Raw genomic sequence first — 21,968 nt, 5'->3', positions numbered from 1 at the left:
GGCGGTCCTCCACACCCCTGTGTGCTTTGAACAGACAATGAGGTGCGTACCATGAAAGCAAACAGGATTGAGCAGTTTGGCGGCCCCGAGGTCATGCAATTTTGTGACGTCGAGGTACCGGAGCCTCTGGCAGGCGAGGTGCTGGTCAAGAATTTTTTCGTGGGTATCAACCCTGTGGACTACAAGATTCGTGAAGGCCAATACCCGGAGGTCAAGCAGGACAAACTCCCGCTGACCCTCGGCCGTGAAGTCGCCGGCCTGGTAGAAAAAGTCGGGCAGGGCGTCAGCGATTTCAAGAAGGGCGATCGGGTGTTTGCGATGATTGGCGCCGACGGTGGCTATGCCGAGTATTCGCGGGTACCGGCGGTGCATCTGGCGCGTATTCCTCATGCGTTGGATTGGCCGGTCGCGGCTGGCGTACCGTTGGCGGGCCATACCGCTTGGCAGGCCCTGGTGGAGCACGGACAGATCGAGCAGGGGCAGAAGGTGCTGATCCATGGCGGGACCGGCGGGGTGGGCCACTTTGCCGTGCAGTTTGCCAAGGTCAAGGGTGCCGAGGTATACGCCACCGCCTCCACGGACAGCCTGCCGTTCTTGCGCGAGTTGGGGGCAGACCGCGCGATCGACTACAAGACCGAGCGTTTTGAGGACATTTGCAAGGAGTTTGACCTGGTGATTGATTTGATCGGCGGCGACACGCAGGCCCGTTCTTGGCAAGTGCTGGGGGAGGGGGGCCGGCTGGTGTCGACCCTGACGATGCCCGACGCCAGCCATCCGCAGGCAGCCGGCAAGACCGGCGCACGGTTTACCGCGGCGCCACGTGGCGAGGAACTGACAGAGATCGCCGGCTTGATCGAGGCCGGCAATGTGCGGGTCTACCTCGCCAAGGTATTCGAGTTGGAGGCTGCGGTGCAGGCGCTGGATTACCTGGCCAATGAGCATGTGCACGGCAAGGTCGTGCTGCATATCAGTGATTGAGGAGGCGTCATGAACCCACCATCCAAACCCCATACGTCGGGGCAAACCGGGCAAAAGGTGCGGCCCGATACGGCAAAGCGCAACGACAAATCGGAGGACCCGACGGTCGACCGCCCCTGGAAGGCGGACGTCGATCAAGGCGGCGTCGCCCCTGGCGGGCCTTCAAAAGACCCTGAGTCAGGGGCGTGATACTTGACCGGGCGTCAGCCCTGTTTTCGACAGGGCTGACGGCTATCTTCGCTTTGTACGATGGATGCGCATCCACTCTTGGTAAGCGGCGGTGCGTTGCGCATCTGCAGCTTTCTTCGCTTCGATGAAGCGCGCCCATGTCTGCGCGTCGCCGCTGTAGGACTCGATAATTTTGTACGCTTGCGCATCCAGTCGATCGGCTTCGAAAAACATCTCGTTATTTCGCGCGACCTCATCATCGTATGCTTGTCTTTTCGTATAACCAAGTGCCTGGCTGTTCATCACGTAAGGCCCTCCGCCCACTGAACCTGCGTCGCGGCGCTCCAGCGTACCTGCGTGATGCCGTATTTTTCCGCCATCGGCTTGGAAACACGCTTGAGTGTGTGTTGGCCAAATTTGGGTATGACGGCGACACCTGCATCGCAGCTGGCCCAATGCCAAGCCTCGGCATTGTTCATTTGCGATGCGCGCACGATGAAGGACTTCGGTTCACCGTGAAGCTGATACTCGATGGTAAATAGATTGCTATCTTTCATGAGACCTCCCTATGCTCATGAATTACAGATATTTGACGTCAAAAAAAATTCAAAAAATTGTCCGACAATTCGATGGATGAGCTCCGGCGCTTGTCACACCTCAATCATCTACTGTAAACGTGACCCATCCGGGCGCATTCGTGGGCCGATCTATATCGACGATGACGCCACTCACGGTGGAGCCATCGGGTAAATGGACTGCGACAAAGTTAGGATTACCCGGCCAATCCAGTGGCTTGTCGAAGTCCAAACGCGCAATCGTTGGTTTTCCACTGCTGCTCAAATGGATCTCTGCTGACTCATTCAAACATTCATCCGATGGTGTGCCCAAATGACGAGAGGCAGTCATTACGCTCGCGTTACCTTGGAAGTTGTAAGACATGCTGATTTACCTCATTTAAACGGGGCGGCTGCCCCCCAATTTCAGTTATGCGGCTTGTTGTTTGTTGAATGCTTGCGAGCAATGACCACACCGCCGAGTAACAGCGCTGCGCTTGCTGCAACCAACCAATAAGGTAAGCGGCGTGTTTGCCGCCACCCGCCTTCAATGCGGCGCTCACCGCTGGCGGGTCCAAACAGGTTGCCCGACGAAGTCGCTGAGTGGGGTGCCCGTTGTAGGGCGGTGCGGGTGAGCCAGCCTGATACCAGGGGAAAGGCTGGCAGCAAAAAATGCGCGACTCGAGCGATGGTTGCGGCGGCACCCACAGTGGTGCTGTTCCTCGGTTGCAGCGCACAAGCGACCATCGCCCGCGCCACCTGACGCGGATCATAGACCGGAGGCGGCGGCGTCAATGCATGGCTGGTAAAATTTGCGCCATCGCGAAAGCCTGGTGTATCCATCACGGCGGGATAGATGTCGCACACATGAATATTCGGGTAGCCAACCAATTCGCCGCGCAGTGCTTCGGTCAAGCCACGCAGGCCATATTTACTGGCTGAATACGCGGCAGCAAAAGGCTGGGCGACCCAGCTTCCCAGCGAGAGTGTATTGATCAGAATCCCGCTTTTCTGGCCTTTGAAATAGGGCCACGCCACGTGGGCTCCACGCAGGTAACCGAGCAGGTCTGTTTGCAGTACTTGTTCGTGTGCTTCCAAAGGCGTGTTTTCGAAGCTGCCGACGGCCCCTACACCGGCGTTATTGATCCAGATATCGATGCGGCCATTTCCGAAAGCCGCAGCCTTTTCCGCCAGCGCGCGCATTTGGTTGCCATGTGTCACATCGGTTTTAACGGCGATCGCCTGCGCGCCGCGTACAGCACATTCCTCGACCACTTCTGCCAGCGCCTTTTCATCACGAGCCGCCAAGACTAACCGGGTACTTTGTTCTGCGAATGCGTGAGCAGCAGCACGACCTATGCCGCTTGAGGCGCCGGTGATTACCACCGTTTTGCCGTGTAACTGGCCATTGTTTTTTCCCATTACAGGCGCGCGTGCATGCATATCCTCGGGCACATGAACAGGTATCGGATGGAGTTTCAAACGGGCACCGTCGGCCAGTACGAGGGTAAGGTTTTCAATCGTGCCAGCGACACGGTCGGGGAATACCGGGTCGCCTAAGGCGTCGAGCTCGTCGTAAATAAATGTCTGGCCCTCCAGCCACCCGACAGCCGTCAAGAGTTCAGGACCCAGGTAATATTTTCCATCCAGGAAAAAACCGCAAAAGCTCCTTGTTCGCTCTAGGCTCTCCACTGCGTATCGTTCGCCAGGACTCATTCCGGTTGCTGAATCAATCATCATGACATCCTCCTATCTCTGGTCTTGCGATAGAGAAGGGCTAGCAAATGATCGTTCAATCCAAATGACTGAATGGTGCGTTCAGTGCTGATGTGCCGTTACAGTCGGATCGGTGATCTGAATAACGGTGCCCTGTTGCCATGCGTCCGCACCCGGTGCGATGGGTGGCGCAACTATATCGATGCGTGTCTTCTTCTTTTCGGTGCTGTCGATACCCATCCGCTGATCTCGCTCGGCGACCATCCCAGGGTCGGCCTGGCCATCGGTGGTAAACCCCATCATCAGTTGCGGCGCACCTTGCGGCAGGCGTTTGTTGAGATCGGTATGCCAGGTATGCCAAGTCTTACCGTAGGTATGCACCAGTTTTTCCATCAACGCGTGCTCAGCCACTTCGGGGATTCCCGGCGCGACCAGTTGTCCTGATTTCACTTCATGCACGTGGCTGTGCCAAAGCGCCTTTTCAGGGGTAGGCAGTGTGGTGAATAACTGCTCGCTGATGATGTATTCCACGCCCATCAACTTTGCATCCTTGCGATTGCCGTCGTAGATCACGCATTGAATCACCTCTTCGTTGAGAATCGCGCAGTAGTGATGCGCTTCCATCTGCACCTCAGGATGGCCGTTATAAAAGTGAAAACCGTCCAGATAGGCGTTCAATGCATCAACAGGCGGACGAGATTGGAGCAGGGCTGCACCGGCTTCCAGGGTTCGGGTAGATGGAGCAGTGGGTTTACCGGGCGCCCCCACGTTCGAGGGAGAATCATTGCCAGCGCAGGCGCTTAACAGGGTAAAGGTTGCCGCCAAGGAGCATGACTTGGCAATTCTGGCTGTTTTGGTAATCATTGTCGTAGGTTCCATCCTCTAGTCTTCTCTCAAGCTGAATTGGTGAAAGTTAGGTTCAACCCTGTAGACCTTGGAAAACCTGACGCCGTGCACGTTCAAAACACTTTCGCTTGAACATTGATTGATTTGAAAGGTCGTTTTTTGGAACAGGGTGATGGCGCATTCGCTCGTGCGCAGGAGCAATTATCATGTTTATCGCCGCTTCTACCGTGGAGTACCTCAAACGCAATCGACTGGTCATTACGACCGCCGAGTCTTGTACCGCGGGAAAAATTATTACATTGCTTTCGGAGGTCGACGGAGGTGGGTCATGTATTGAGAGTGGTTATGTCGTCTATTCGCCAGAAGCGAAACAGCGGCTATTAAAAGTACGCGCGCACACCATAAATACTTTTAATCTCACGAGTTGTGAGGTTGCTCGGGAGATGGTTCTCGGGGCGCTGGACGAAAGTCCGGCAAATGTAGCCATCGCGACCACAGGCATACTGGGTCCGGATGTGATCGATGGGATACCTCCTGGAACTGTTTGTTTTGCCTGGGCCTATCGAATAGGGCGGGGTTTGAGCGTATTCAGTCGAAAGGAACGGTTCATGGGCTCGCGCCAGGAGGTCCAATTGGCGGCATCCCTCCATGCCCTGAAATCATTGCCGCATTTTCACCAGCTAGCGATGGCGGGTGAGGGCGCTTAGCGATCTCTGACCCACAGCCCGCGAAAGGCACCTTGATCGCCCGTTACTGGCCCCTCATCAGGAAATGGTAGCTGTTCGATATTCCTCAACTGTGCCGGGGTGGGCGCCTCGCGGCAGATATCCGCATGCTGGCCTGGCGGATAGGCGCCGACTACGAGGAAGTCTTTACTGGCGCTCAAACTGCAATGCCCGGTGCCTGCCGGCAACAGCAACACATCGCCTGTACTCACGTTCATAAGCTGCCCGTGCTCGCCACCCAGCATCAGCTGAGCGTGCCCGCTTGCGACACCCAGCACTTCGTGCCCCTGTGTATGGTAATGATGATAGCTGTAGATCCCACCACGCCACTGAGGTGGCCAACCTTGGCTGGCGAACATTGCTTCAAAGAGTGCCGCAGGGTCGTCGAAGGGCTTGGACAGTGCCTCTGAATAAAAAAGTACGGGCAGGTCCGGGTTATTGGGCACCGTATCACCGCGCTTAAACATAAGCGGTATTGGCGCAGCTGTACCATTCTCAGAGCCGTTCATAGGGGATGGGCCATTTGAAATCCGGTTATTGAGCTGATTGCCACGTCCACTGCCCGCCGTCTTTCTCACAATCGATTTTGGCTTGCTTAAGGTCCTGTGCGGCGTAGTGATAAGTCACCACTCCAGCGTTGTTGGGAAGCATCGCGCCTGCGTGGCCAGGAACTTTGGCGGTTGCATGAGGATTCGCAAGTGCCTCCTGTGTGAGTGTTGCCTTGCAACTGGCCATATAGTCGCCGGCGCATTGAGCGATCTTGGTTTTTTTTGTGTTCATCATGTCCTTGTTTTCGTTGCTGCACGACCAATCGATAGCGTCGGCAGGCACGCCTTCGTACGTGTAGCAGGTGTGCTGTTCAACCACAGGTACTTGTTCGCTCTGAGAGTGCGTGTAGACATCACACGCCGCGGCCAAGGCGTTTGAAAAGGTAAAACACAACATCAAAAACAGGGGTAGGCGCAGGTTCATGATTGTCATCTCCACGCAGCGTTCACACTGTCGGATTCAATTGAATCGATTCATCTAGGAGCAAATTCTTTTCTCTACACAAGTGGGAGGGTGCAACGGTAAATAAAGTTTTAACGCTGTGCATATCCCTCGACGAGTGGCGTGCAGCGCTATCCACCAATGCTGAATAGCGGGGGGGGGTTGGGGTGATCGTGTTTGAACATTCAGGTCGGCGATGCTCTCACATAGAAATAGGCGAAAAGACAAACCCTGCTCCAAACAGGATGAGCATTATGAGCCACTTACCCCAACGACCCGAGCTCAAAGCTTGGTACAAGGCGTTGAACGACTACGAGTACCGCGCCAATTCTCCGGATGCTTACCACCGTGCTCTGTTGGACGGTGCCAAAGCGCTGTTAAGCGACGTTGTCATTGATTGGTACCAATGTGAGGAACTCAAACAACTGGCTGATTCGGCGCATGCCCGGGCCGTGCTGGAAGCCAAAGCCCATCTGAAGCGTGACCCCTCGGCGTAACAGCAGCGGCAGGCGCAATTTCCACCTTCTCCCCCATCACGACTAAGGCTATGGGGCGACGTCCAACAGCAGCTCCCCACTGGGAAGTTTTTCAGCGTGGTGCACCACCCCACGGTAGGAGCCGCCCTCCCATTCGAAGGTAAGTGTGTGGGCATGTTGTAGCTCGCAAGGCCACGGCAGTGCGAGTTGCAGCTGAAATCCAGACGCTTTGCGCATTATGCGTGCTCTGCATTCGCTTGCGAGTGGATTCACTCCGAATAGCGTGTCCATTAGGTATTCAATTTTGATTGAATGCATCGTCGCTTCAGTAGAGTCCGGCATATAAATCCCTGTTTATTACCCCACAGATGAACGCCTGGAAGACTGTCTCGACATGACCATTTCTTCCAGTATTTCCCGTATGAGCCTATTGATTCCTGATTCCCCGTGATAGTGGGCGCGATTGATATTGGCGATGGTGAACTGATCAGCATCGTGCGCCGTCACGGTCACCGAAAGGCTGCCGTCGGGATTGAACGCACAGTGAACTGCGCAGTTAGGAAGGCGAGCGGAAAGGGCTGCTTCAACCTCCACCTTGGTTAGCGTGTCCATCAGTTCTCCGGATTAAAAGCCTAAACACGACAAGGCTAGTTCAGAACGCGGCGGCGTAAATACTGGCAGGATAATGGCGCTCCGAAACGTTCCTTTAGATGCAGCTGCTCTCGCTACGATAGATTCTTTAAACCTTCCTCATCAGGGCGGTGTCGATTGCTGGGCACACGTCGCGCTGTAAGGGAGAGAAAATGATAGGGATCGTGATACCTGCTCATAACGAAGAACGCTATATCAGCCAATGCCTTGAGTCCGTACTCCTCGCGGTTGAACACCCGTCGCTAAAAGATCAGTTGGTCGAGATACTTGTCGTCTTGGATGACTGCTCAGATAGCACGGAGGCAATCGTCGCGGCGATGGGCATACAGTCGATTGGTGTCTCTTTTCAAAACGTGGGTAAGACGAGAGCTGTAGGTGCTGAGCAGTTACTGAAAGCTGGTGCACGGTGGCTTGCTTTCACGGATGCCGATACCGTTGTACCGCCCGATTGGCTAGCGCGTCAGATTGAGTTTGACGCTGACGCGGTGTGTGGAACAGTTGAGGTCGACAGCTGGAGAGAATACGGCGAGGCGGTTCGCACTCAGTATCTGGCGTTGTACCAGTTTATCGAGAACCATCGCCATATCCATGGGGCCAATCTCGGCTTGAGTGCCGAGGCTTATCAGAACGCTGGTGGGTTCAAGCATTTGATGGCACACGAGGATGTTCAACTGGTTGCAGACCTTGAGAGGATAGGAGCACGTATTGTCTGGACAGCCACTAACCCTGTGCTCACCAGTGCACGCCGGGACTACAAGTGCCGGGGTGGATTTGGAGATTATCTGGCTTCCCTTATGCCTCCCAATACCGACATAGGTGTCGAGCCGTCCATGAGTTCAGACTCCGGTCTCCGGGGGGCGTGACGTTGTGGATCTGATTGATTGGGTGCAATGGCCCGCCATGGTAGTGACTGTCATATCAGCTTGGTTTATCGGTTCTCGACAACCGCGCCGGCGCATGATTGCCTTTTGGGGGTTTATCCTCAGCAATTCGCTATGGGTTATCTGGGGATGGCACACAAATGCTTTCGGATTGATTGCACTCGAGTGCATTTTGCTTGGCATGAATGCTCGTGGGTTCAGGAAAAATCAGCACAGTAGCCAGGCCTCAGAATAAATCGCGCCTACTGATTCTTAAAATTCTTTTTAAACCCACGTAGGTTCATCGAGCAAAGACAGATCTGCAGCACGATCAGCGCGTAGGCCTCAGCATAAGCCCCCCAAACGACCCAAAGGACATTACTCAAAATAAAACAGAAGAACCCGGCCATTCTTCTCGCGGGGCGTTGAGACCCGATAAGCCACGCGGCGATCACTGTCACTGCCATGGCGGGCCACTGAACCCAATCCAGATAACTCAAGCCAACCTCTCAATCTCTATCGATAAAAAAAGAGAGGGATACGAGGGCGAATAATTCAGATTTTTTGAGCGATTTTTAGAATGTACCGCTCGTCAGACATGCCTCGAATTTCTTGAACATACGATTTGCTCTCTCGGACAGATTAAACATGTGCTGACGAAAATTCCTTTCGTCTTGCCTCTGGGAGAACGCAATGAAAGCCATCGTTTACAACGGCCCCCGTGACGTCAGTGTGCAAAATGTGCCGGACGCCAAAATCGAAAAACCTACGGACGTTCTGGTGCGGGTGACGGCCACTAATATCTGCGGATCTGATCTGCATATGTATGAAGGCCGAACCTCTTTCGAAACCGGCAGAGTGTTTGGCCATGAGAATCTGGGCGAGGTCATCGAAGTTGGCGCCGGTGTGGATCGGGTAAAGGTAGGCGACCGCGTATGCCTGCCATTTAACATCGGCTGCGGCTTTTGCGAAAACTGTGAAAAAGGTCTGACCGGATTCTGCCTGACCGCTAACCCAGGCAGCGCGGGTGCTGCATACGGGTTCGCTGACATGGGCCCTTATCAGGGAGGGCAGGCCGAACTGCTTCGGGTGCCTTATGCAGACTTCAACTGCCTGGTGCTGCCAGAAGATGCGCAAGAGCGTGAAGAAGACTACGTCATGCTGTCCGACATCTTACCGACGGGCTGGCATGCAACCGAGCTGGCGGGCCTCCTTCCTGGGGAGAGCATTGCCATCTACGGCGCCGGCCCGGTGGGTTTAATGGCCGCCCACTCAGCAATCATCAAGGGCGCCTCTCAGGTGTTCGTGGTCGACAATCATCCCGACCGTTTAAAGCTCGCCGCTCAGATGGGTGCTACGCCCATCAACTCGCTTGAGAAAGAGGCAGTGGACCAAATCTTAAATCTCACTCACGGCAAAGGCACCGATCGAGGATGTGAGTGTGTTGGTTACCAATGCTGCGACCGCCACGGTCATGAGGCCAATCATCTCACTATGAATAACCTTGTCGCCTCGACAAAAGCGACGGGGGGCATCGGTGTCGTTGGAGTGTTTGTACCGCAGGATCCAGGCGCTAAAAATGAACTGGCCAAAGAAGGCAAGATGGCCTTCGACTTCGGCGCTTTCTGGTTCAAGGGGCAGCAGATTCGAACTGGGCAGGCTAACGTCAAAGTCTATAACCGTCGCTTGGCCGAGCTTATCCATCACGGTCGTGCCAAACCATCTCAGATCATTTCTCATCGACTCAAGCTCGCCGAAGGCCCAGATGCCTATAAGCACTTCGACGCACGTGACGATGGCTGGACGAAGGTCGTACTCAAGCCAGCAGCCTGAAATGAACAGCCAAATTCACTAGCAGGTAAACGATCATGAAAAAGTTGAGTATGTGCTTGGGCTTCTGCAGTGTATTCATGCTTCATGGATGCTTTGACAGCGCCGATAATGCAACCAAAGACAACTCCAGCGGCACCAAGTCCTCTGTACAGATGCAGGAAGGAAAGGCGGACGACAGTAAGCGATAATTGATGGCCCAGGCCGTTATGAACCGCTGGGCCAAAACCCTTTGACGACAATAAAATGTTGGGTTGGATGCTCCACAAATGTAGGCAATGTGCTCAGCCACTAAGAGGATGCGATCATGCCGCGCGGGGATAAAGACAAGTACACCGATAACCAAAAACGCAAAGCGAAACATATCGAAGATAGCTACGAGGCTAAAGGGGTTCCCGAAGATGAAGCAGCACGTCGTGCTTGGGGAACAGTTAATAAACAGTCAGGTGGCGGCGAACGGAAGGGTGGGTCTGGGCAGAAAACCACCGAAGCAAAAAAGGCTAAAGCCCGAGAATCATCAGCCCGGCGAGCTGCAGCAACACGACAGGGTGCCCCGCGAACTGATCAGCGATTAGAGGATATGAGCAAAAATGAGCTTATAGAGCGAGCTCGTAAACACCGAATAGCCGGGCGTTCGACTATGCGTAAGATCGAACTGATCAAGGCGCTGAATGAGGTGAGTTAAGGACTTAACCGAAGTGACCACGTGGCATGAGCGGTGCGACCAATGAATTCACGCTGGCCGCTTCGGTGTAACGGCGCTGGCTGGCCAAGTTTACCCCTCAGGGGCCACCGGTCCGTATGCGCCTGCCCAACACACCTTGCGTGATTAAGTAGCATTTCGGTGCGTCGGCAGTCGCGTGAGCACAGCTTTGAGATAGATCCTTGAGCCTTCAGCCTAGCCAGCCCCTGCTTGATTTGCTCAGGGTTCTCGAAGATCGTCTCTAGAGCACCACCAGTGCTACTCGGTCGCAGATACGGCCCGCGAAGTTCTGCCTTAGCGGTAAAGCATCGCCCATTAGGCCAAAGGGCCTCTCCTAGACGCCAAAAGCTCGTAAATGCTCAACCGCTACCGCCAACAAGGACGTCTTGCCCGCGCTATGGCCTAAGATGATTTCGTCCTTACGCGCTCGCAATTTTATGGAGACGCTTCTCAAGCGCCACCCTGTACAGGATCCTCAGATTATCACCATCAAGCTTGGAGATGGCCTCTGTAACTTGAAGATTCAATATCAACTCCTGCGCGCGAATATTATGGATCCACGCTTCAACTGCGGTAGGTGCTTGCGCAATCAGGGCGAGTAAATGAGCCGATACATGTTTAGCGGGGTGAGTATCTTTACTGGCGCCTAACATGGATTTCCACCCTAATTCTTAACGGTTGCAGCGGGCTAAAGAACTGTCCGCCTTTCAGTTAGTGAGACGACTGCGTCGAACCACGTAAGTGATCATAGGGGGCATTTAAAAATGACTCCAGGCATGAAAGGCCTCATGATGACGCAAAGCTGCGGCATCCCACTTGGCTCCCGCAAACTCCTTAGAAGAAACAAGCATCATCATCGTGCTAGTTGCCGCATCTAGCTCAATTAAAAGGTAGTGGGACTTGAATCTGAAATCATCTATTCCGCTCATACGCTCGCCTTGCGATAAGCCTCGCCGGAGATTCCGGAATGTACCCATCGCTGTAGTGACCGATGAGTCTTGTGCGCATTCAAGTGAATCGATGAACGGTCAATTAGCCTTGTCGATTCGAGATTGAAGAGGCTTTTTAAAGAACTGAGTACCTGTGGATTTTTTCGTGGTGTTTTCAGAGCTTCCAAAAAACATTTTGACTGGGCTCTATATCGGTAGTTGTAGCCTGAAAAAAACTAATTGTGCCCCCATTTGTGCCCCCGCTTGCACCGGCTGTGCTAGCGATCGTGAATGGCGATTCCTGATAAACACCAGTGTGGCTTTGGCTAGCTTTCGGTGTAACTCCTCATTGGATCTGGAGGGAGGGCTATCAGTGGCAGGACGAGTTGAAACGCGGCGGTGTCGCCGTGCCCGAGCAGCCAAAGAACTTCGACTCTAAGCACACGTTCCGGGAGTCAAGGCTCCAAGCATTATTTTTACCATTCCAGCACACTACCTGTTCTCACCCGAACGATGGCCTGACAAAGCGTACGCGCTTTATCAGCACATTTTTGGAATGGGTAATTCCTATCCCGACGATGGTTTCTTCTATATGGGGATAACCAAGCGACGATGGCAAACCCGGTGGGCTGAACATCTTCGAGCAGTGGAGAAGGGAAGCAATCTACATTTTCATCAAAAATTTAGAGAGGAGAGGGAAGCGGGAAGGATTACTTACATCCATCATAAGGTGATGGCGATCACGGACGACCTGGATAAACTCTACAACACTGAGAAATTTTTGATCGAGGGACACTTGGATGATGAGCGAAGGCTCAACATGATCCCAGGTGGCAAGGCTGGTCTCCGATACCTTAGGGAACATTCAATACTCAATGACGGAGTAATTGCTACACCGGATAAGCGAGACGGTGTCGTGGATACGTGGCTAACTGGCCATCAAGGGAAAAGCCTTCCTCCCATAACTATCGCCGACAGGTGGCAGGACGAGACTTGGGCCGCCGCCCAGATATGCAGCCGTTCAGACCGCCTTTCAATACTCCAAATCACGGCCATTCGTGACTTAGCCACCAGCCATTGCCCACAAGAGATTGCTAAGAGAACAGGGGCGAGAGTCGACCAAATCCAAAGCATCATCAGCGGGAATGCTTATTCGAGAGTGAAGGGGGTTCCATAGGTAGACTGCCGGGTTCATTGGTGCGGCGGGGCACTGGTTCTGGGAGCGAGCCTTCGAAGAGCGACCTCAAGAAGAGCAGGACCGCACTGACTGCCTGCAATGCAGGCGACCGCCACCCAGACGGATGCCATCGGCACTCAGACCCGCGCCGGGCTTTTGACTAACAGGCACGGTCCTTGGGCGTTAAGTATCCAATACCATCCTAAGTCGCACTTTTCGTCGGCCCGTACCGAAAAAGAAGAAGCATTGCAGTTGCACTGGCAAGCCCGCAGGCGAGCATCGCGACATGGAAACCATGCTCCATCGCCGGCACGTAAAGCGCCGAGATTGCAGGTGAGCTGCTCGATTCAACGCCGTGAGAGATCACATGGCGTGCGATGTCTGATGTGATATTTGTCCCTTGGTCATGCGCCATGCTGGCGAGCCTGGAAGCAGCCTCTCTGCTCAAGAGTGCGCCAAGAAAAGCCACGCCAATCGTCATGCCCATCTGGCGCAAGGCGTTCATCGTGGCCGAAGCCGCACCGGAGTGGTCAATCGGCGCGCCAGCCATGACGGCCATGCTCGTAGACGGGACGGCAAGCCCTGCGCCCAGGCCCAGCACACCGGTGAGTGTGCCAACGATCCAATAGGGGGTATGCGCGGTGAATACAACCATTGCGGACATCGCCAGTGCGGTGAGGCCATAGCCTGCCACCAGAAGCCAGCGCACGGCGATCATCGCACTCAGGCGCCCATACAGGATGGATACGCAGCCGGTGATCACGAACTGCGGCATCATGCGCCAACCGGTTTCAACCGCAGACCAGCCTTGAATCGTCTGTAGATAGATCGAGAAAAAGAACAGGCTGCTGTAATACGAGAAGCCAAGCGTAAAAGACGCGTAGTTCACGATGGCGAATGAGCGGTGGCGAAACAGTGCCAGTGGCAGCAACGGTCGTTTTGCGCGCATTTCCACCACTAGGAACAGAACAAACCCCAGCAGCGAAAGCGGTAGCGCAATCAGTGCTGCGACCCCGTTCAATCCCTGCTCGCCAACCGCTATCAGCCCGTAGGTCAACGTGGCAAGGCAAAAAACGCTGAGTACCTGGCCGGCCAGGTCCAGGTCCGTGTGATCGGGATACTTGCGCTCCCTGATGCCCCAGACGCCCAACCCGATGGCCACCATTCCGAGGGGCAGGTTGATCAGGAAAATACTCTGCCATCCCAGGCTGTGGAGCATCAGGCCGCCCAGTAACGGCCCCAGGATAAGCGCCAATGCGCTGAATGCCGACCAGCCACCGATCACGTGGGCGCGTTCCTTGGGGTCGGGAAACGCATGGCTGAGGATTGGCATCGCGCCCGGGATCAATAGCGCGCCAGCAACCCCTTGCACCGCTCGACCCATGAGCAGCAGATCCAGTGATGCAGCCACGGCACAGAGCCCAGAGCCGACGGTAAACAGCACCACACCCGTCAGCCAGGCCCGCTTATGCCCGTAGCGATGAGCGATCGGGCCAGATGACAGCATGAAAGCCGACAAGCAGATGGTATAGGCATTGATGACCCATTGCAGGCCCGCAATATCGGTCTGCAGCGCCTGTTGCAGGGTCGGCAGCGCGACATTCACGATGCTGATGTCGAGCGTGGCGAGGAATGTGCCCAGGTAGGCTGCGCCCAGGGCCGCGAGGCGGGGGAAGCTGCGGCTGGAGGCTTGGTGGGGTGAGGTACAGCGCTCAATGTTCATGCCTCATGATATTAATCGACTGACCGTCGGTCAATGGATTGGCCGGTATTTTGGGTGCCTCTGGAGGATCTGTCCTTTAAACTGATTCTATTTGCCGAAATTTGCGAACGAGCCGATGAAAGTTAAAGCCCCCGCCAAAGCGTTGCCGGCCAAGATGGCTGGCCGCCCCAGGACCAAGCCTGCCGAGGTACGTCTTGACGAGTTGATGGCCGCGGCCGAGACGCTGTTCCTTGCACAAGGGGTCGAGGCCACCACGATCAACGAAATCGTCGAGGCCGCACAGGTTGCCAAGGGCACGTTCTACCACTACTTCGCATCCAAGAACGAAATGCTCGATGCGCTTGGCAGGCGCTACACAGAACACTTCATGCTCAGCCTGGAGAAGGCCATGGCGCATTGCGCGCCGGATGACTGGGCTGAACGGCTTCGCGTGTGGATTCACGCCAATGTCGAAACCTACGTGGCAACTTTTCGCACGCACGATATCGTCTACACCAATCACCACCATCACGATCGAGCCAACCAGGCGAAAAACGCCATCCTCGATCAACTGCTGGAGATCATCGACGGAGGCAAGGCGGCCGGTGTATGGGCGCCGGAACAACCCCGGGTCGTGGCATTGCTGATCTACTCAGGTGTGCATGGCGCGACCGATGACATCATCGCCACCCAGGCGAAGGATTGCGCCCCCTTTGCACAATCGGTAGCGCAGGCTTGCCTGCGCATGTTGTCGCCCGCCGTCACCGCCCATTGATTTCACCGCGCCCGGTGGCGTGAGTAGCCCGGCTGGGGCGTTTTCAGCCCCAGGTGCTCCCGGAGCGTGGTGCCGCTGTAGTGTTGCCTGAGCAGCTTGCGCCGTTGCAACTCGGGAACCACCTGCTCAACGAACGCGGTAGCACCCCCTGGCAGGTGGGAGAACATGACGTTAAAGCCATCCGCTGCGCCATTGTCCAGCCACAGCTGCATCTGGTCCGCGACCATCGCTGCGGTGCCGACCATCTCCAGGCCTTGGTAGCCGCACACGCGCCGAGCCAGGGCAAGGATGCTCAACTGCTCTTGCCGTGCCAGTTCGACCAGCCTGTCCCGGCCACTCTTGCTGGCGTTGCTCGCAGGCATTTGCGGTAGCGGGCCGTTCCTGTCGTAGTCGGCGATGTTGTGCCCCAACGCAATCGACAGCGTCGCCAGGCTGCTTTGGTCGTCGACCAGGTCGTCCAGCAGCTGTCTTTTCTCCTGCGCCTGCGCGATGCTGTCCCCGAGCACCACAAAAACCGCAGGGATGATCTTCAAGTCCGCCGTACGCTTGGCTGCAGCAGCTCTGGATTGCATGTCTGCGTAGAAGTGTTGCGCCGAGGGCAGGTCGGTCTGGTAGGTGAAGACCACTTCTGCCGTTTGAGCGGCGATCGCTCGCCCTGCCTCGGATGCCCCGGCCTGCACGATGACCGGGCGAGCCTGGATGGGCCGGGCAACGTTGAGTGGGCCACGGACCGAGAAGCTGGCGCCCTGATGGTCGAGTACGTGCAACTTCTGCGGGTCGAAGTAGAGACCGCTTTGTGCATCCCGGCAAAAGGCATCTTCATCCCAGCTTTCCCATAGCCCATCCATCACGTCGCAGAATTCCCGTGCCCGCAGGTACCGGTCGGCATGAGCCATGTGTGGGTCCTTGCCGAAATTGGCGGCCTCGTTCGGATTGCTTGAGGTCACCAGGTTCCAGCCGCATCGCCCTGCGCTGATCAGGTCAAGCGAAGCCAGCCGGCGCGCCAGCATGTACGGCTCGTTGTAGGTGGTGCTGGCCGTTGCTATCAAGCCGATATGCCGGGTTACCGCCGCCAGCGCGGGAAGCAGGGTCAGCGGGTCGAGTGTGGTAACGCTGTGACTGCGCATCAGTGATTCGACAGGTGCGTCCCGCAGGGCCAGCGAGTCGGGCAGGAACAGGCCGTCGAAGCAACCTTGCTCCAGGGTTTGCGCGAACCCTTTCATGTGCTCAAAGCTCGACTGGAAGCCAGGTTGTGCACCGGGGTAGCGCCAGGCGCCGGCATGCACGCTTGGCATCGCAAGCAGGATGAGTTGGCGTTGCGACTCAGTCATCAGGTAGCCCTCTGTTCAGGGATTGTCGTGTCGAGCGGTCCACCACTAGAAAGGGTTGCCCCTGCGAGCAGCGCTCCAGTCGCGCCTGCACGCCATACACCGTCTTGAGTAGGGCGGGGGTCAATATCTCGAGCGGTGGGCCGCTCGCATACACCTTTGCTTCGTGGATCACCACCACATGGTCGGTAAAGCGCAGCGCATGGTTGATGTCATGGATGGCCATCACCACACACATAGATCGCTCCAGTGCCAGCCGGCGCAGCAGGTCAAGCACCTCGAACTGGTTCTGCAGGTCCAGGGCGCTGGTGGGCTCATCCAGCAACAGCACGCGAGGCTGGCGTATCAGTGCCTGGGCAATGGATACCAGCTGGCGTTGCCCTCCACTGAGCGCCGCTAGTTCTCTGTCTGCCAGCGCATTGATCTCCAGGGTTTGCAGCATGCGGGTGACAGCGTCCATCTCCTGGCTCTCGACCGACCAGCCACTGCCTTGCTTACTGGCCAGCAGTACCGCTTCGAACACCCTCAGCGAGGAGCCTGCCGAAATGTCCTGTGGCACGTGGGCAGGCCGGTTGCGGTGATGTACAGGCCAGGATTCGACGGCTTTTGCGGCTATTTCCACCGTCCCTCCACCCTGCAGTTCGCCGGCAATTCGGCGCAGCAACGTAGACTTGCCTGCGGCGTTGGACCCCAGCAACGCCGTGACGCTGCCCGTACGCAACGGGCCGAAGTTGACACCCTGCAGCACCTTGCGCGCACCGAACGCGGCCGATACATCGCGAACATTGAGTAAATCAGTCACCGTTGTCGGGCCCGTAGAATCAGCGTGAAAAACAGCGGTACGCCGACCAATGAGGTGACGATACCAATGGGAAGGGTTTGTCCCGCCACCAGAGACTTGCTCAGGACCGAGGCGGCAGACAGCATCAATGCACCGCACAGCGCGCTGGCCGGCAGCAGGAAGCGTTGGTCTTCGCCGACCAGCATGCGCGCGATATGGGGGGCCACCAGGCCAACGAAGCCGATGGTGCCGACGAACGAAACACAGACCGAGGCCAGCAGGCTGGCGAGCAGGATGCCGCGCAGCCGCAGGCGGGCCACGGGAACACCCAGGCTGGTGGCGCGGGCTTCACCCAGGCGCAGGGCGGTCAATGCCCAGGCCTGGCGAGCGAACGCCACAGACACGGCCACTAGAACGACGCTCATGATGCCCAGCTTGAGCCAATTGCTTCGCGAAAGGCTGCCCATGGTCCAGAACACCACGGCCGACAGCGCCTGATCGGGTGCCACGTACTGCAGGGCTTCCAGCAGCGCGGTGAACGTGAACACCAGGGTCGTACCCAGCAGCACAATCATCTCGGTGGTGATACCGCGCTTGCGGCTCAAATGGTGGATGAACAGCGCGGTGGCCATCGAGACCAGAAACGCATTGACCGGGATCGCGAAGGCAACTGCCGATGTCGGAAGCACGCTGACGCCCAGGATCAACCCAAGCGCCGCGCCGAAACTGGCTGCCGCCGACAGGCCCAGGGTAAAGGGGCTTGCCAGGGGATTGCCGAGCACGGTCTGCATCTGCACGCCTGCCAGCGATAGGCTGGCGCCGACCACAAGGGCTGTCAGTGCTACCGGTAGCCGGATTTCCCACACAATCACGCGAATCGACAAGGCCGCATCGTTGTCCCACAACGCGTGCAGTATCTGCAGCACACTGTAGCGTGCCTGGCCTATCGAAAGATCGAGCAGGAAACACATCACCGTCAGTACAGCGATACCGACCAGCAGGGTCAGGCGCCGCCTGGCCAGGCGGTGATAGATAAGGCGGCCCTCTGCGAGTGACGCGGTCGGTGAGCGGGTTATCGATTCAGTCATGCATAGGCTCCATCCAGGCTGAGCCAATAGCCAGGCTGATAGGGAACGGGAAGGAAACGCGCATGCAACTCGCGAAAGGTTGCATCCGGGTCGAGTGAGGCGAACAGCTCGGGGTGCAGCCACTTGGCGACCTGCTGCAATGCGATGAAGTAATAGGGGTTGTCGTAGAACGGGTGCCAGATGGCATGGACCTGCCGGGCCTTGATCGCCCGCAGTGTTCGATAGGCGGGCCGACGCATCAGGCGGCCCAGGCGGGCCTGCCCCTCTGCAGGGTCTGCACCGGGCCCCAGGTTGACCCAGTCGCCGGCGGGCGAGTAAAGGGACCAGTTGGCACCCGTGACAATCACCACGTCGGGGTCCGACGCAATCACTTGTTCGGGGTGCAAGGTGCCAAACGTGCCATGAAGAAAAGAGCTGCCCAGGTTGTCGCCACCAGCGGCTGCCACCAGTTCTCCAAAGTTGCCGTCTCCGTAGGTGAGGCAGCAATCTTCGTACAGGCCTGCCGCGCGTTCGATCATCACGCTCGGCCTGGAGCGCACCGACTCCAATGGCTGCGTTACCCGTTCGATCTGCTGCTGTCGGAAGGCCAGGAACGCCGCTGCGCGGTCAGGCCGCCCCAGCAGTGCCCCGAGTATTTCGATACTGCGAGTGGTGTTGCCGAACATCCGGGTTCGGAAGTCGACAAACACAACGGGAATCCCCACTTGCGCCAGTCGCGCCATCAAGCCAGAGGACTCGGCTGCGGGCTTGGAGCTCAGGTTCATCACGACAACGTCAGGCTCCAGCGAGATTGCCAACTCGCTGCCGATCGAATCCAGCGTGGTACTGGGAAAGGACGGGATACGGGAAATTTCCGGAAACCTGCGCAGGTACGCCTGGTAGCCATCCAGGTCGGCTGCGCGAAAGTTGTCCCCCCAGCCCACGACATTGCTGAAAGGATCGTTCGGGCGCAGCAATGCCACCACGTAGGCCAGGGGCCCATCACCCAGCAAGATACGTCGAACCGGGGTGTCGACGCGCACGCCACGCCCGGCGATGTCCTCGATGACGAGCGAGGATCGACTGGCCGCCGCCGGACCGCAGGTGGCAAATACAACGCCGGCGCTCAGGAGGCCACGCAGCACATTGCGCCGTGAGCTGAGACTGTTGTTCATGGCGCTCACCACCGGTAGTTCAGGGTTGCAGTGACCGTACGATCCTGCCCGATGAAGCAGTACATCTGCGAGCTGCAACTGGCAACGTACTGCTTGTTGGCAAGGTTGCTCACATTGAGCGCGACCGCCGAGCCTTTCCATTCGGAAATCAGATGCCCCAGGTCGTAGTTCAGTGCCACATCCACCAGCGTGGCGTCAGGCACCTTGAACGTGTTGGAGGGGTCGCCATACGTTTCACCCAAGTAGCGAACCCCGCTGCCCAGTTGAAGACCAGCGAGGGGGCCACTGCCAATCAGGTAGTCCAGCCACACCGCGGCGCTATGCTCAGGTGTCTGCACCAGCTGCTTGCCCTGGTAGCGGCTGTCCTTGATTAGCGCATTGTCGAGGTAGGTGTAGCTGGCGATCAGGTTGGTGTTTTCAGCAATTTCGGTTGTGGCCTGAAGGTCCAGGCCACGAATACGAACCTCTCCAGCCTGGTTACTGAAGCCAAGGTGGTCGGCATCGCTAGTCTTGACGTTGGTCTGGTTGAGCTGGAAGACCGCGGCACTCATCAACGTCTTCGAGTTTTGCGGGTGGTACTTGATGCCCACTTCGGACTGCCTGGACTCCATGGGAATGAACGTATCACCCTTGTAGTCGGTACCCAGCAGTGGGTCGAAGGAGGTGGAGTAGCTGACATAGGGCGCGATTCCCGCATCGAACTGATAACTCAGCCCTGCGCGGCCGCTCCACTTCTTGTCGTACTGGCGTGTGGTACGCGATGTCGCCGAATAGCTATTGGTCTGGTCATCGGTTTTCGACCAGTCATGTCGCGCGCTGAGCGTCAGGCGCCAGTGGTCGTAGGCAATCTGATCCTGAAGGTAGACGCCTTCTCGGGTGAGGGCTTGCTTGACGCGCCATGGCGCTGCCCGGCTTGCTGTGAAGTCGGGGGTGATAGTGGGGCGATAGTTGGAACCATAAGGGTCGAACAGGACAGGACCAACGCTGTACAGGTCATTCTTTACAGTCCCTTTCGAATAGTCGATCCCGGCCAGGACGGTATGCGTCGTGGGGCCAAGTTCAATGTCGCCGCGCAGGTTGTTGTCCAGGGACAAGGTGTTCACTTTTGCTGATGTCTGCTCGTAGGTGCCCTTAAGCTGCGGCCTGCCATCAACTGCCTGATACCCGTAGACAATGCCTCGCTGCAGGTCCGAGTCGATGTACATGTAGCGGGCATTGCTGGTGAAGGTCCAACCATTGGCAAGCTCATGTTCAAACAGCGAGCTCAGCGAATTCTGCCGGCGTGAAGACCCTTCGAAATTCATGTCGGTGAAGTTTCTGTGCCGCTTGATTTGCGGATAAGGGCTGTTGTTCAACCCCAGTACCGCTGCCGGAAGGCTGTTGTAGTTGGGCAGGTCCGGCTCGCGAGAATGGGTCGCCATCAAGGTCCATGACGTGTGCTCGTCTGGCAACCAGGTCAACGAGGGCGCCAGGTACAGGCGCTCGTGTTGCACGTCTTCAACTTGGCCGTTGCTGTCCAGCCCGCTTGCGGTAAAACGGTATAGCAGGGTCTGGTCTTCGTTCATCGGCCCTGTGGTGTCGAAGCCAATATGTTTGCGCTCGAAGCTGCCGTATTGAATGTTCAGCTCATGGGACACCTCGGCCTGAGGTTTTCGGCTGACCTGGTTGACGATCCCACCGCCTGTGCCTTGGCCATAGATCGACGCGGAGGGGCCGCGTAGCACTTCGACACGCTCCAGGGTGTAGGGATCGATTTGCGGCAACCAGCTGCCAGCATTGCTGATGATTCTCAGCCCATCCAGGTAATAGTCCGCATCGACCCCGCGAATTCGCGTCAGATCTATGTAGTCCCCAAAACCGCCAAATTTCTCACTCGTAGCGCCTGCGGTGTAACGCAATGCCGCACTGGTGCTGGTCGGCCGTTGCAGGTCCATCTGCTGGCGGGTCACCACCGAGATCGATTGCGGCGTCTCCAGGATAGACGTGTCGGTTTTGGTGCCGACCCGCGACACCTCGGCGACATAACCGAGAACCGCTCCATTGTGCTCCGTTACCAGGCTATCCCCTGTGACGTTGAGCGCCGGCAGGGTGTAGACACCCTCGAATTCGCTCGAGACCGCATCTGCTTTCTGGGCACCCGGCTGCGCTTGCTCCGCATGGGCACCGCTCGTGCTGATTGCCATAGCAGTCGTCGCGATGACGGTGTAACGCTGAACAGTAGCGCGCAGCTTGCACTGTGATGCGGATGAGTTTGAAGCCAGATGGACGGAGCAGTTCATTGCAGCCTTCGGGTCGGGAGGAAATGAGGGCGCAACTATAATTATCGACTGACCGTCGGTCAATATGAATGATTGCTATTCAGTTATCAGGTGTTGGTCGTTTGGATTTCTCAATCTGTGGGGTAGAAGGGCCCTTACGGGCTTTTGAAAACCGGCTTGATCATGGGCCGACGGTTGTTGTGCAAGTAATGTCTGTAGTCAGCCGCTGCGACATCAACCCAGCAATCGCGCGGGCTGCTCCAACGACAATGAGCACTC

General features: G+C 56.8%; 26 protein-coding genes. 9 read left to right on the top strand and 17 right to left on the bottom strand.

Going from position 1 to position 21,968, the window contains the following annotated elements:
• Positions 1-51 precede the first annotated feature (51 nt).
• A complete protein-coding gene (locus AC4PS7_RS08905; RefSeq protein ID WP_123477377.1) occupies positions 52-978 on the top strand; it encodes an NADP-dependent oxidoreductase in 927 nt (308 codons plus the stop codon).
• A gap of 231 nt (positions 979-1,209) precedes the next feature.
• Here the strand turns inward: AC4PS7_RS08905 and AC4PS7_RS08900 are convergent, their stop codons facing one another.
• The 5 genes from AC4PS7_RS08900 to AC4PS7_RS08880 all read right to left on the bottom strand — a co-directional run bounded on the left by AC4PS7_RS08900 (position 1,210) and on the right by AC4PS7_RS08880 (position 4,280).
• Positions 1,210-1,449, bottom strand: a complete 240-nt coding sequence (locus AC4PS7_RS08900; protein ID WP_123477379.1) for a hypothetical protein — start codon at positions 1,447-1,449, stop codon at positions 1,210-1,212.
• Positions 1,449-1,703 (bottom strand): DUF6555 family protein, encoded by a 255-nt coding sequence (locus AC4PS7_RS08895; protein ID WP_123477381.1) that lies wholly within the window; start codon positions 1,701-1,703, stop codon positions 1,449-1,451. Before AC4PS7_RS08895 ends, AC4PS7_RS08900 begins: the two co-directional genes overlap by 1 nt.
• Positions 1,704-1,803: 100 nt before the next feature.
• A complete protein-coding gene (locus tag AC4PS7_RS08890) occupies positions 1,804-2,085 on the bottom strand; it encodes a hypothetical protein (protein WP_078828226.1) in 282 nt (93 codons plus the stop codon).
• Positions 2,086-2,126: 41 nt separating this feature from the next.
• A complete protein-coding gene (locus tag AC4PS7_RS08885) occupies positions 2,127-3,437 on the bottom strand; it encodes an SDR family oxidoreductase (protein WP_350487647.1) in 1,311 nt (436 codons plus the stop codon).
• Positions 3,438-3,518: 81 nt separating this feature from the next.
• A complete protein-coding gene (locus AC4PS7_RS08880; protein ID WP_123477383.1) occupies positions 3,519-4,280 on the bottom strand; it encodes an OBAP family protein in 762 nt (253 codons plus the stop codon).
• A 188-nt stretch (positions 4,281-4,468) separates the two neighbouring features.
• On the opposite strand from AC4PS7_RS08880, the gene AC4PS7_RS08875 reads away from it, so the two are divergent.
• Positions 4,469-4,969: a CinA family protein gene (locus AC4PS7_RS08875; RefSeq protein WP_123477385.1), complete on the top strand. Its 501-nt coding sequence runs from the start codon at positions 4,469-4,471 to the stop codon at positions 4,967-4,969.
• Here the strand turns inward: AC4PS7_RS08875 and AC4PS7_RS08870 are convergent.
• Together AC4PS7_RS08870 and AC4PS7_RS08865 are read right to left on the bottom strand one after the other, a co-directional pair.
• Positions 4,966-5,496, bottom strand: a complete 531-nt coding sequence (locus AC4PS7_RS08870; RefSeq protein ID WP_123477386.1) for a cupin — start codon at positions 5,494-5,496, stop codon at positions 4,966-4,968. The two genes, AC4PS7_RS08875 and AC4PS7_RS08870, sit on opposite strands and share 4 nt — an antisense overlap.
• A gap of 25 nt (positions 5,497-5,521) precedes the next feature.
• Positions 5,522-5,959, bottom strand: coding sequence for a hypothetical protein (locus AC4PS7_RS08865; RefSeq protein ID WP_123477831.1), 438 nt, complete (start codon positions 5,957-5,959; stop codon positions 5,522-5,524).
• 272 nt (positions 5,960-6,231) lie between these two features.
• Between AC4PS7_RS08865 and AC4PS7_RS08860 the strand changes: the two genes are divergently transcribed.
• Positions 6,232-6,474 carry a hypothetical protein gene (locus AC4PS7_RS08860; RefSeq protein WP_259696862.1) on the top strand — a complete coding sequence of 81 codons (243 nt, stop codon included), beginning with the start codon at positions 6,232-6,234 and terminating at the stop codon, positions 6,472-6,474.
• A gap of 336 nt (positions 6,475-6,810) precedes the next feature.
• Here the strand turns inward: AC4PS7_RS08860 and AC4PS7_RS08855 are convergent, their stop codons facing one another.
• The gene (locus tag AC4PS7_RS08855; RefSeq protein WP_123477392.1) at positions 6,811-7,065 is read right to left on the bottom strand and encodes a DUF1652 domain-containing protein; all 255 of its coding nucleotides are present in this window, start codon (positions 7,063-7,065) and stop codon (positions 6,811-6,813) included.
• 191 nt (positions 7,066-7,256) lie between these two features.
• Here AC4PS7_RS08855 and AC4PS7_RS08850 point away from each other — a divergent pair, with 191 nt between their 5' ends.
• Positions 7,257-7,967, top strand: coding sequence for a glycosyltransferase family 2 protein (locus tag AC4PS7_RS08850; protein WP_123477394.1), 711 nt, complete (start codon positions 7,257-7,259; stop codon positions 7,965-7,967).
• 4 nt (positions 7,968-7,971) lie between these two features.
• Positions 7,972-8,220, top strand: a complete 249-nt coding sequence (locus AC4PS7_RS08845) for a hypothetical protein (RefSeq protein ID WP_123477396.1) — start codon at positions 7,972-7,974, stop codon at positions 8,218-8,220.
• A 7-nt stretch (positions 8,221-8,227) separates the two neighbouring features.
• Here the strand turns inward: AC4PS7_RS08845 and AC4PS7_RS08840 are convergent, their stop codons facing one another.
• Positions 8,228-8,431, bottom strand: coding sequence for a hypothetical protein (locus AC4PS7_RS08840; RefSeq protein ID WP_069787904.1), 204 nt, complete (start codon positions 8,429-8,431; stop codon positions 8,228-8,230).
• A gap of 226 nt (positions 8,432-8,657) precedes the next feature.
• Between AC4PS7_RS08840 and AC4PS7_RS08835 the strand changes: the two genes are divergently transcribed.
• Both AC4PS7_RS08835 and AC4PS7_RS08830 read left to right on the top strand, forming a co-directional pair.
• Complete coding sequence (locus AC4PS7_RS08835) at positions 8,658-9,797, top strand: glutathione-independent formaldehyde dehydrogenase (RefSeq protein ID WP_123477398.1); 1,140 nt, start codon at positions 8,658-8,660, stop codon at positions 9,795-9,797.
• Between the two features lie 304 nt (positions 9,798-10,101).
• Positions 10,102-10,479, top strand: coding sequence for a termination factor Rho (locus AC4PS7_RS08830; RefSeq protein ID WP_078828235.1), 378 nt, complete (start codon positions 10,102-10,104; stop codon positions 10,477-10,479).
• Between the two features lie 437 nt (positions 10,480-10,916).
• On the opposite strand, the gene AC4PS7_RS08825 is transcribed toward AC4PS7_RS08830, so the two are convergent.
• Together AC4PS7_RS08825 and AC4PS7_RS08820 are read right to left on the bottom strand one after the other, a co-directional pair.
• The gene (locus AC4PS7_RS08825; RefSeq protein WP_027616433.1) at positions 10,917-11,150 is read right to left on the bottom strand and encodes a hypothetical protein; all 234 of its coding nucleotides are present in this window, start codon (positions 11,148-11,150) and stop codon (positions 10,917-10,919) included.
• Positions 11,151-11,255: 105 nt separating this feature from the next.
• Positions 11,256-11,426, bottom strand: coding sequence for a hypothetical protein (locus tag AC4PS7_RS08820; protein WP_185035914.1), 171 nt, complete (start codon positions 11,424-11,426; stop codon positions 11,256-11,258).
• Positions 11,427-11,982: 556 nt separating this feature from the next.
• Between AC4PS7_RS08820 and AC4PS7_RS08815 the strand changes: the two genes are divergently transcribed.
• Positions 11,983-12,603, top strand: a complete 621-nt coding sequence (locus AC4PS7_RS08815) for a hypothetical protein (protein WP_123477400.1) — start codon at positions 11,983-11,985, stop codon at positions 12,601-12,603.
• Positions 12,604-12,805: 202 nt separating this feature from the next.
• Here the strand turns inward: AC4PS7_RS08815 and AC4PS7_RS08810 are convergent, their stop codons facing one another.
• Positions 12,806-14,326 carry an MFS transporter gene (locus tag AC4PS7_RS08810; RefSeq protein ID WP_123477402.1) on the bottom strand — a complete coding sequence of 507 codons (1,521 nt, stop codon included), beginning with the start codon at positions 14,324-14,326 and terminating at the stop codon, positions 12,806-12,808.
• 115 nt (positions 14,327-14,441) lie between these two features.
• Between AC4PS7_RS08810 and AC4PS7_RS08805 the strand changes: the two genes are divergently transcribed.
• Entirely contained in the window at positions 14,442-15,080 is a 639-nt protein-coding gene (locus tag AC4PS7_RS08805) for a TetR/AcrR family transcriptional regulator (protein WP_123477833.1), read from the top strand.
• Positions 15,081-15,082: 2 nt separating this feature from the next.
• Here AC4PS7_RS08805 and AC4PS7_RS08800 read toward each other — a convergent pair whose 3' ends face one another.
• Genes AC4PS7_RS08800 through AC4PS7_RS08780 form a run of 5 tightly spaced genes read right to left on the bottom strand, consistent with a single transcriptional unit; the run spans position 15,083 to position 21,614 of the window.
• The gene (locus AC4PS7_RS08800; RefSeq protein WP_154906298.1) at positions 15,083-16,411 is read right to left on the bottom strand and encodes an LLM class flavin-dependent oxidoreductase; all 1,329 of its coding nucleotides are present in this window, start codon (positions 16,409-16,411) and stop codon (positions 15,083-15,085) included.
• Positions 16,404-17,210, bottom strand: a complete 807-nt coding sequence (locus tag AC4PS7_RS08795; protein ID WP_123477406.1) for an ABC transporter ATP-binding protein — start codon at positions 17,208-17,210, stop codon at positions 16,404-16,406. Before AC4PS7_RS08795 ends, AC4PS7_RS08800 begins: the two co-directional genes overlap by 8 nt.
• Positions 17,207-18,277, bottom strand: coding sequence for a FecCD family ABC transporter permease (locus AC4PS7_RS08790; protein WP_123477408.1), 1,071 nt, complete (start codon positions 18,275-18,277; stop codon positions 17,207-17,209). The genes AC4PS7_RS08795 and AC4PS7_RS08790 overlap by 4 nt, the downstream gene beginning before the upstream one ends.
• Positions 18,274-19,431 (bottom strand): ABC transporter substrate-binding protein, encoded by a 1,158-nt coding sequence (locus AC4PS7_RS08785; RefSeq protein WP_123477835.1) that lies wholly within the window; start codon positions 19,429-19,431, stop codon positions 18,274-18,276. The genes AC4PS7_RS08790 and AC4PS7_RS08785 overlap by 4 nt, the downstream gene beginning before the upstream one ends.
• A gap of 5 nt (positions 19,432-19,436) precedes the next feature.
• Positions 19,437-21,614 (bottom strand): TonB-dependent siderophore receptor, encoded by a 2,178-nt coding sequence (locus AC4PS7_RS08780; protein ID WP_123477409.1) that lies wholly within the window; start codon positions 21,612-21,614, stop codon positions 19,437-19,439.
• Between the last annotated feature and the right edge of the window lie 354 nt (positions 21,615-21,968).

It is taken from the genome of Pseudomonas sp. DW-iso3 (assembly GCF_058725305.1).
The sequence above is the reverse complement of the archived record's forward strand: the minus strand, read 5'-3'. Positions and strand labels throughout refer to the sequence as shown.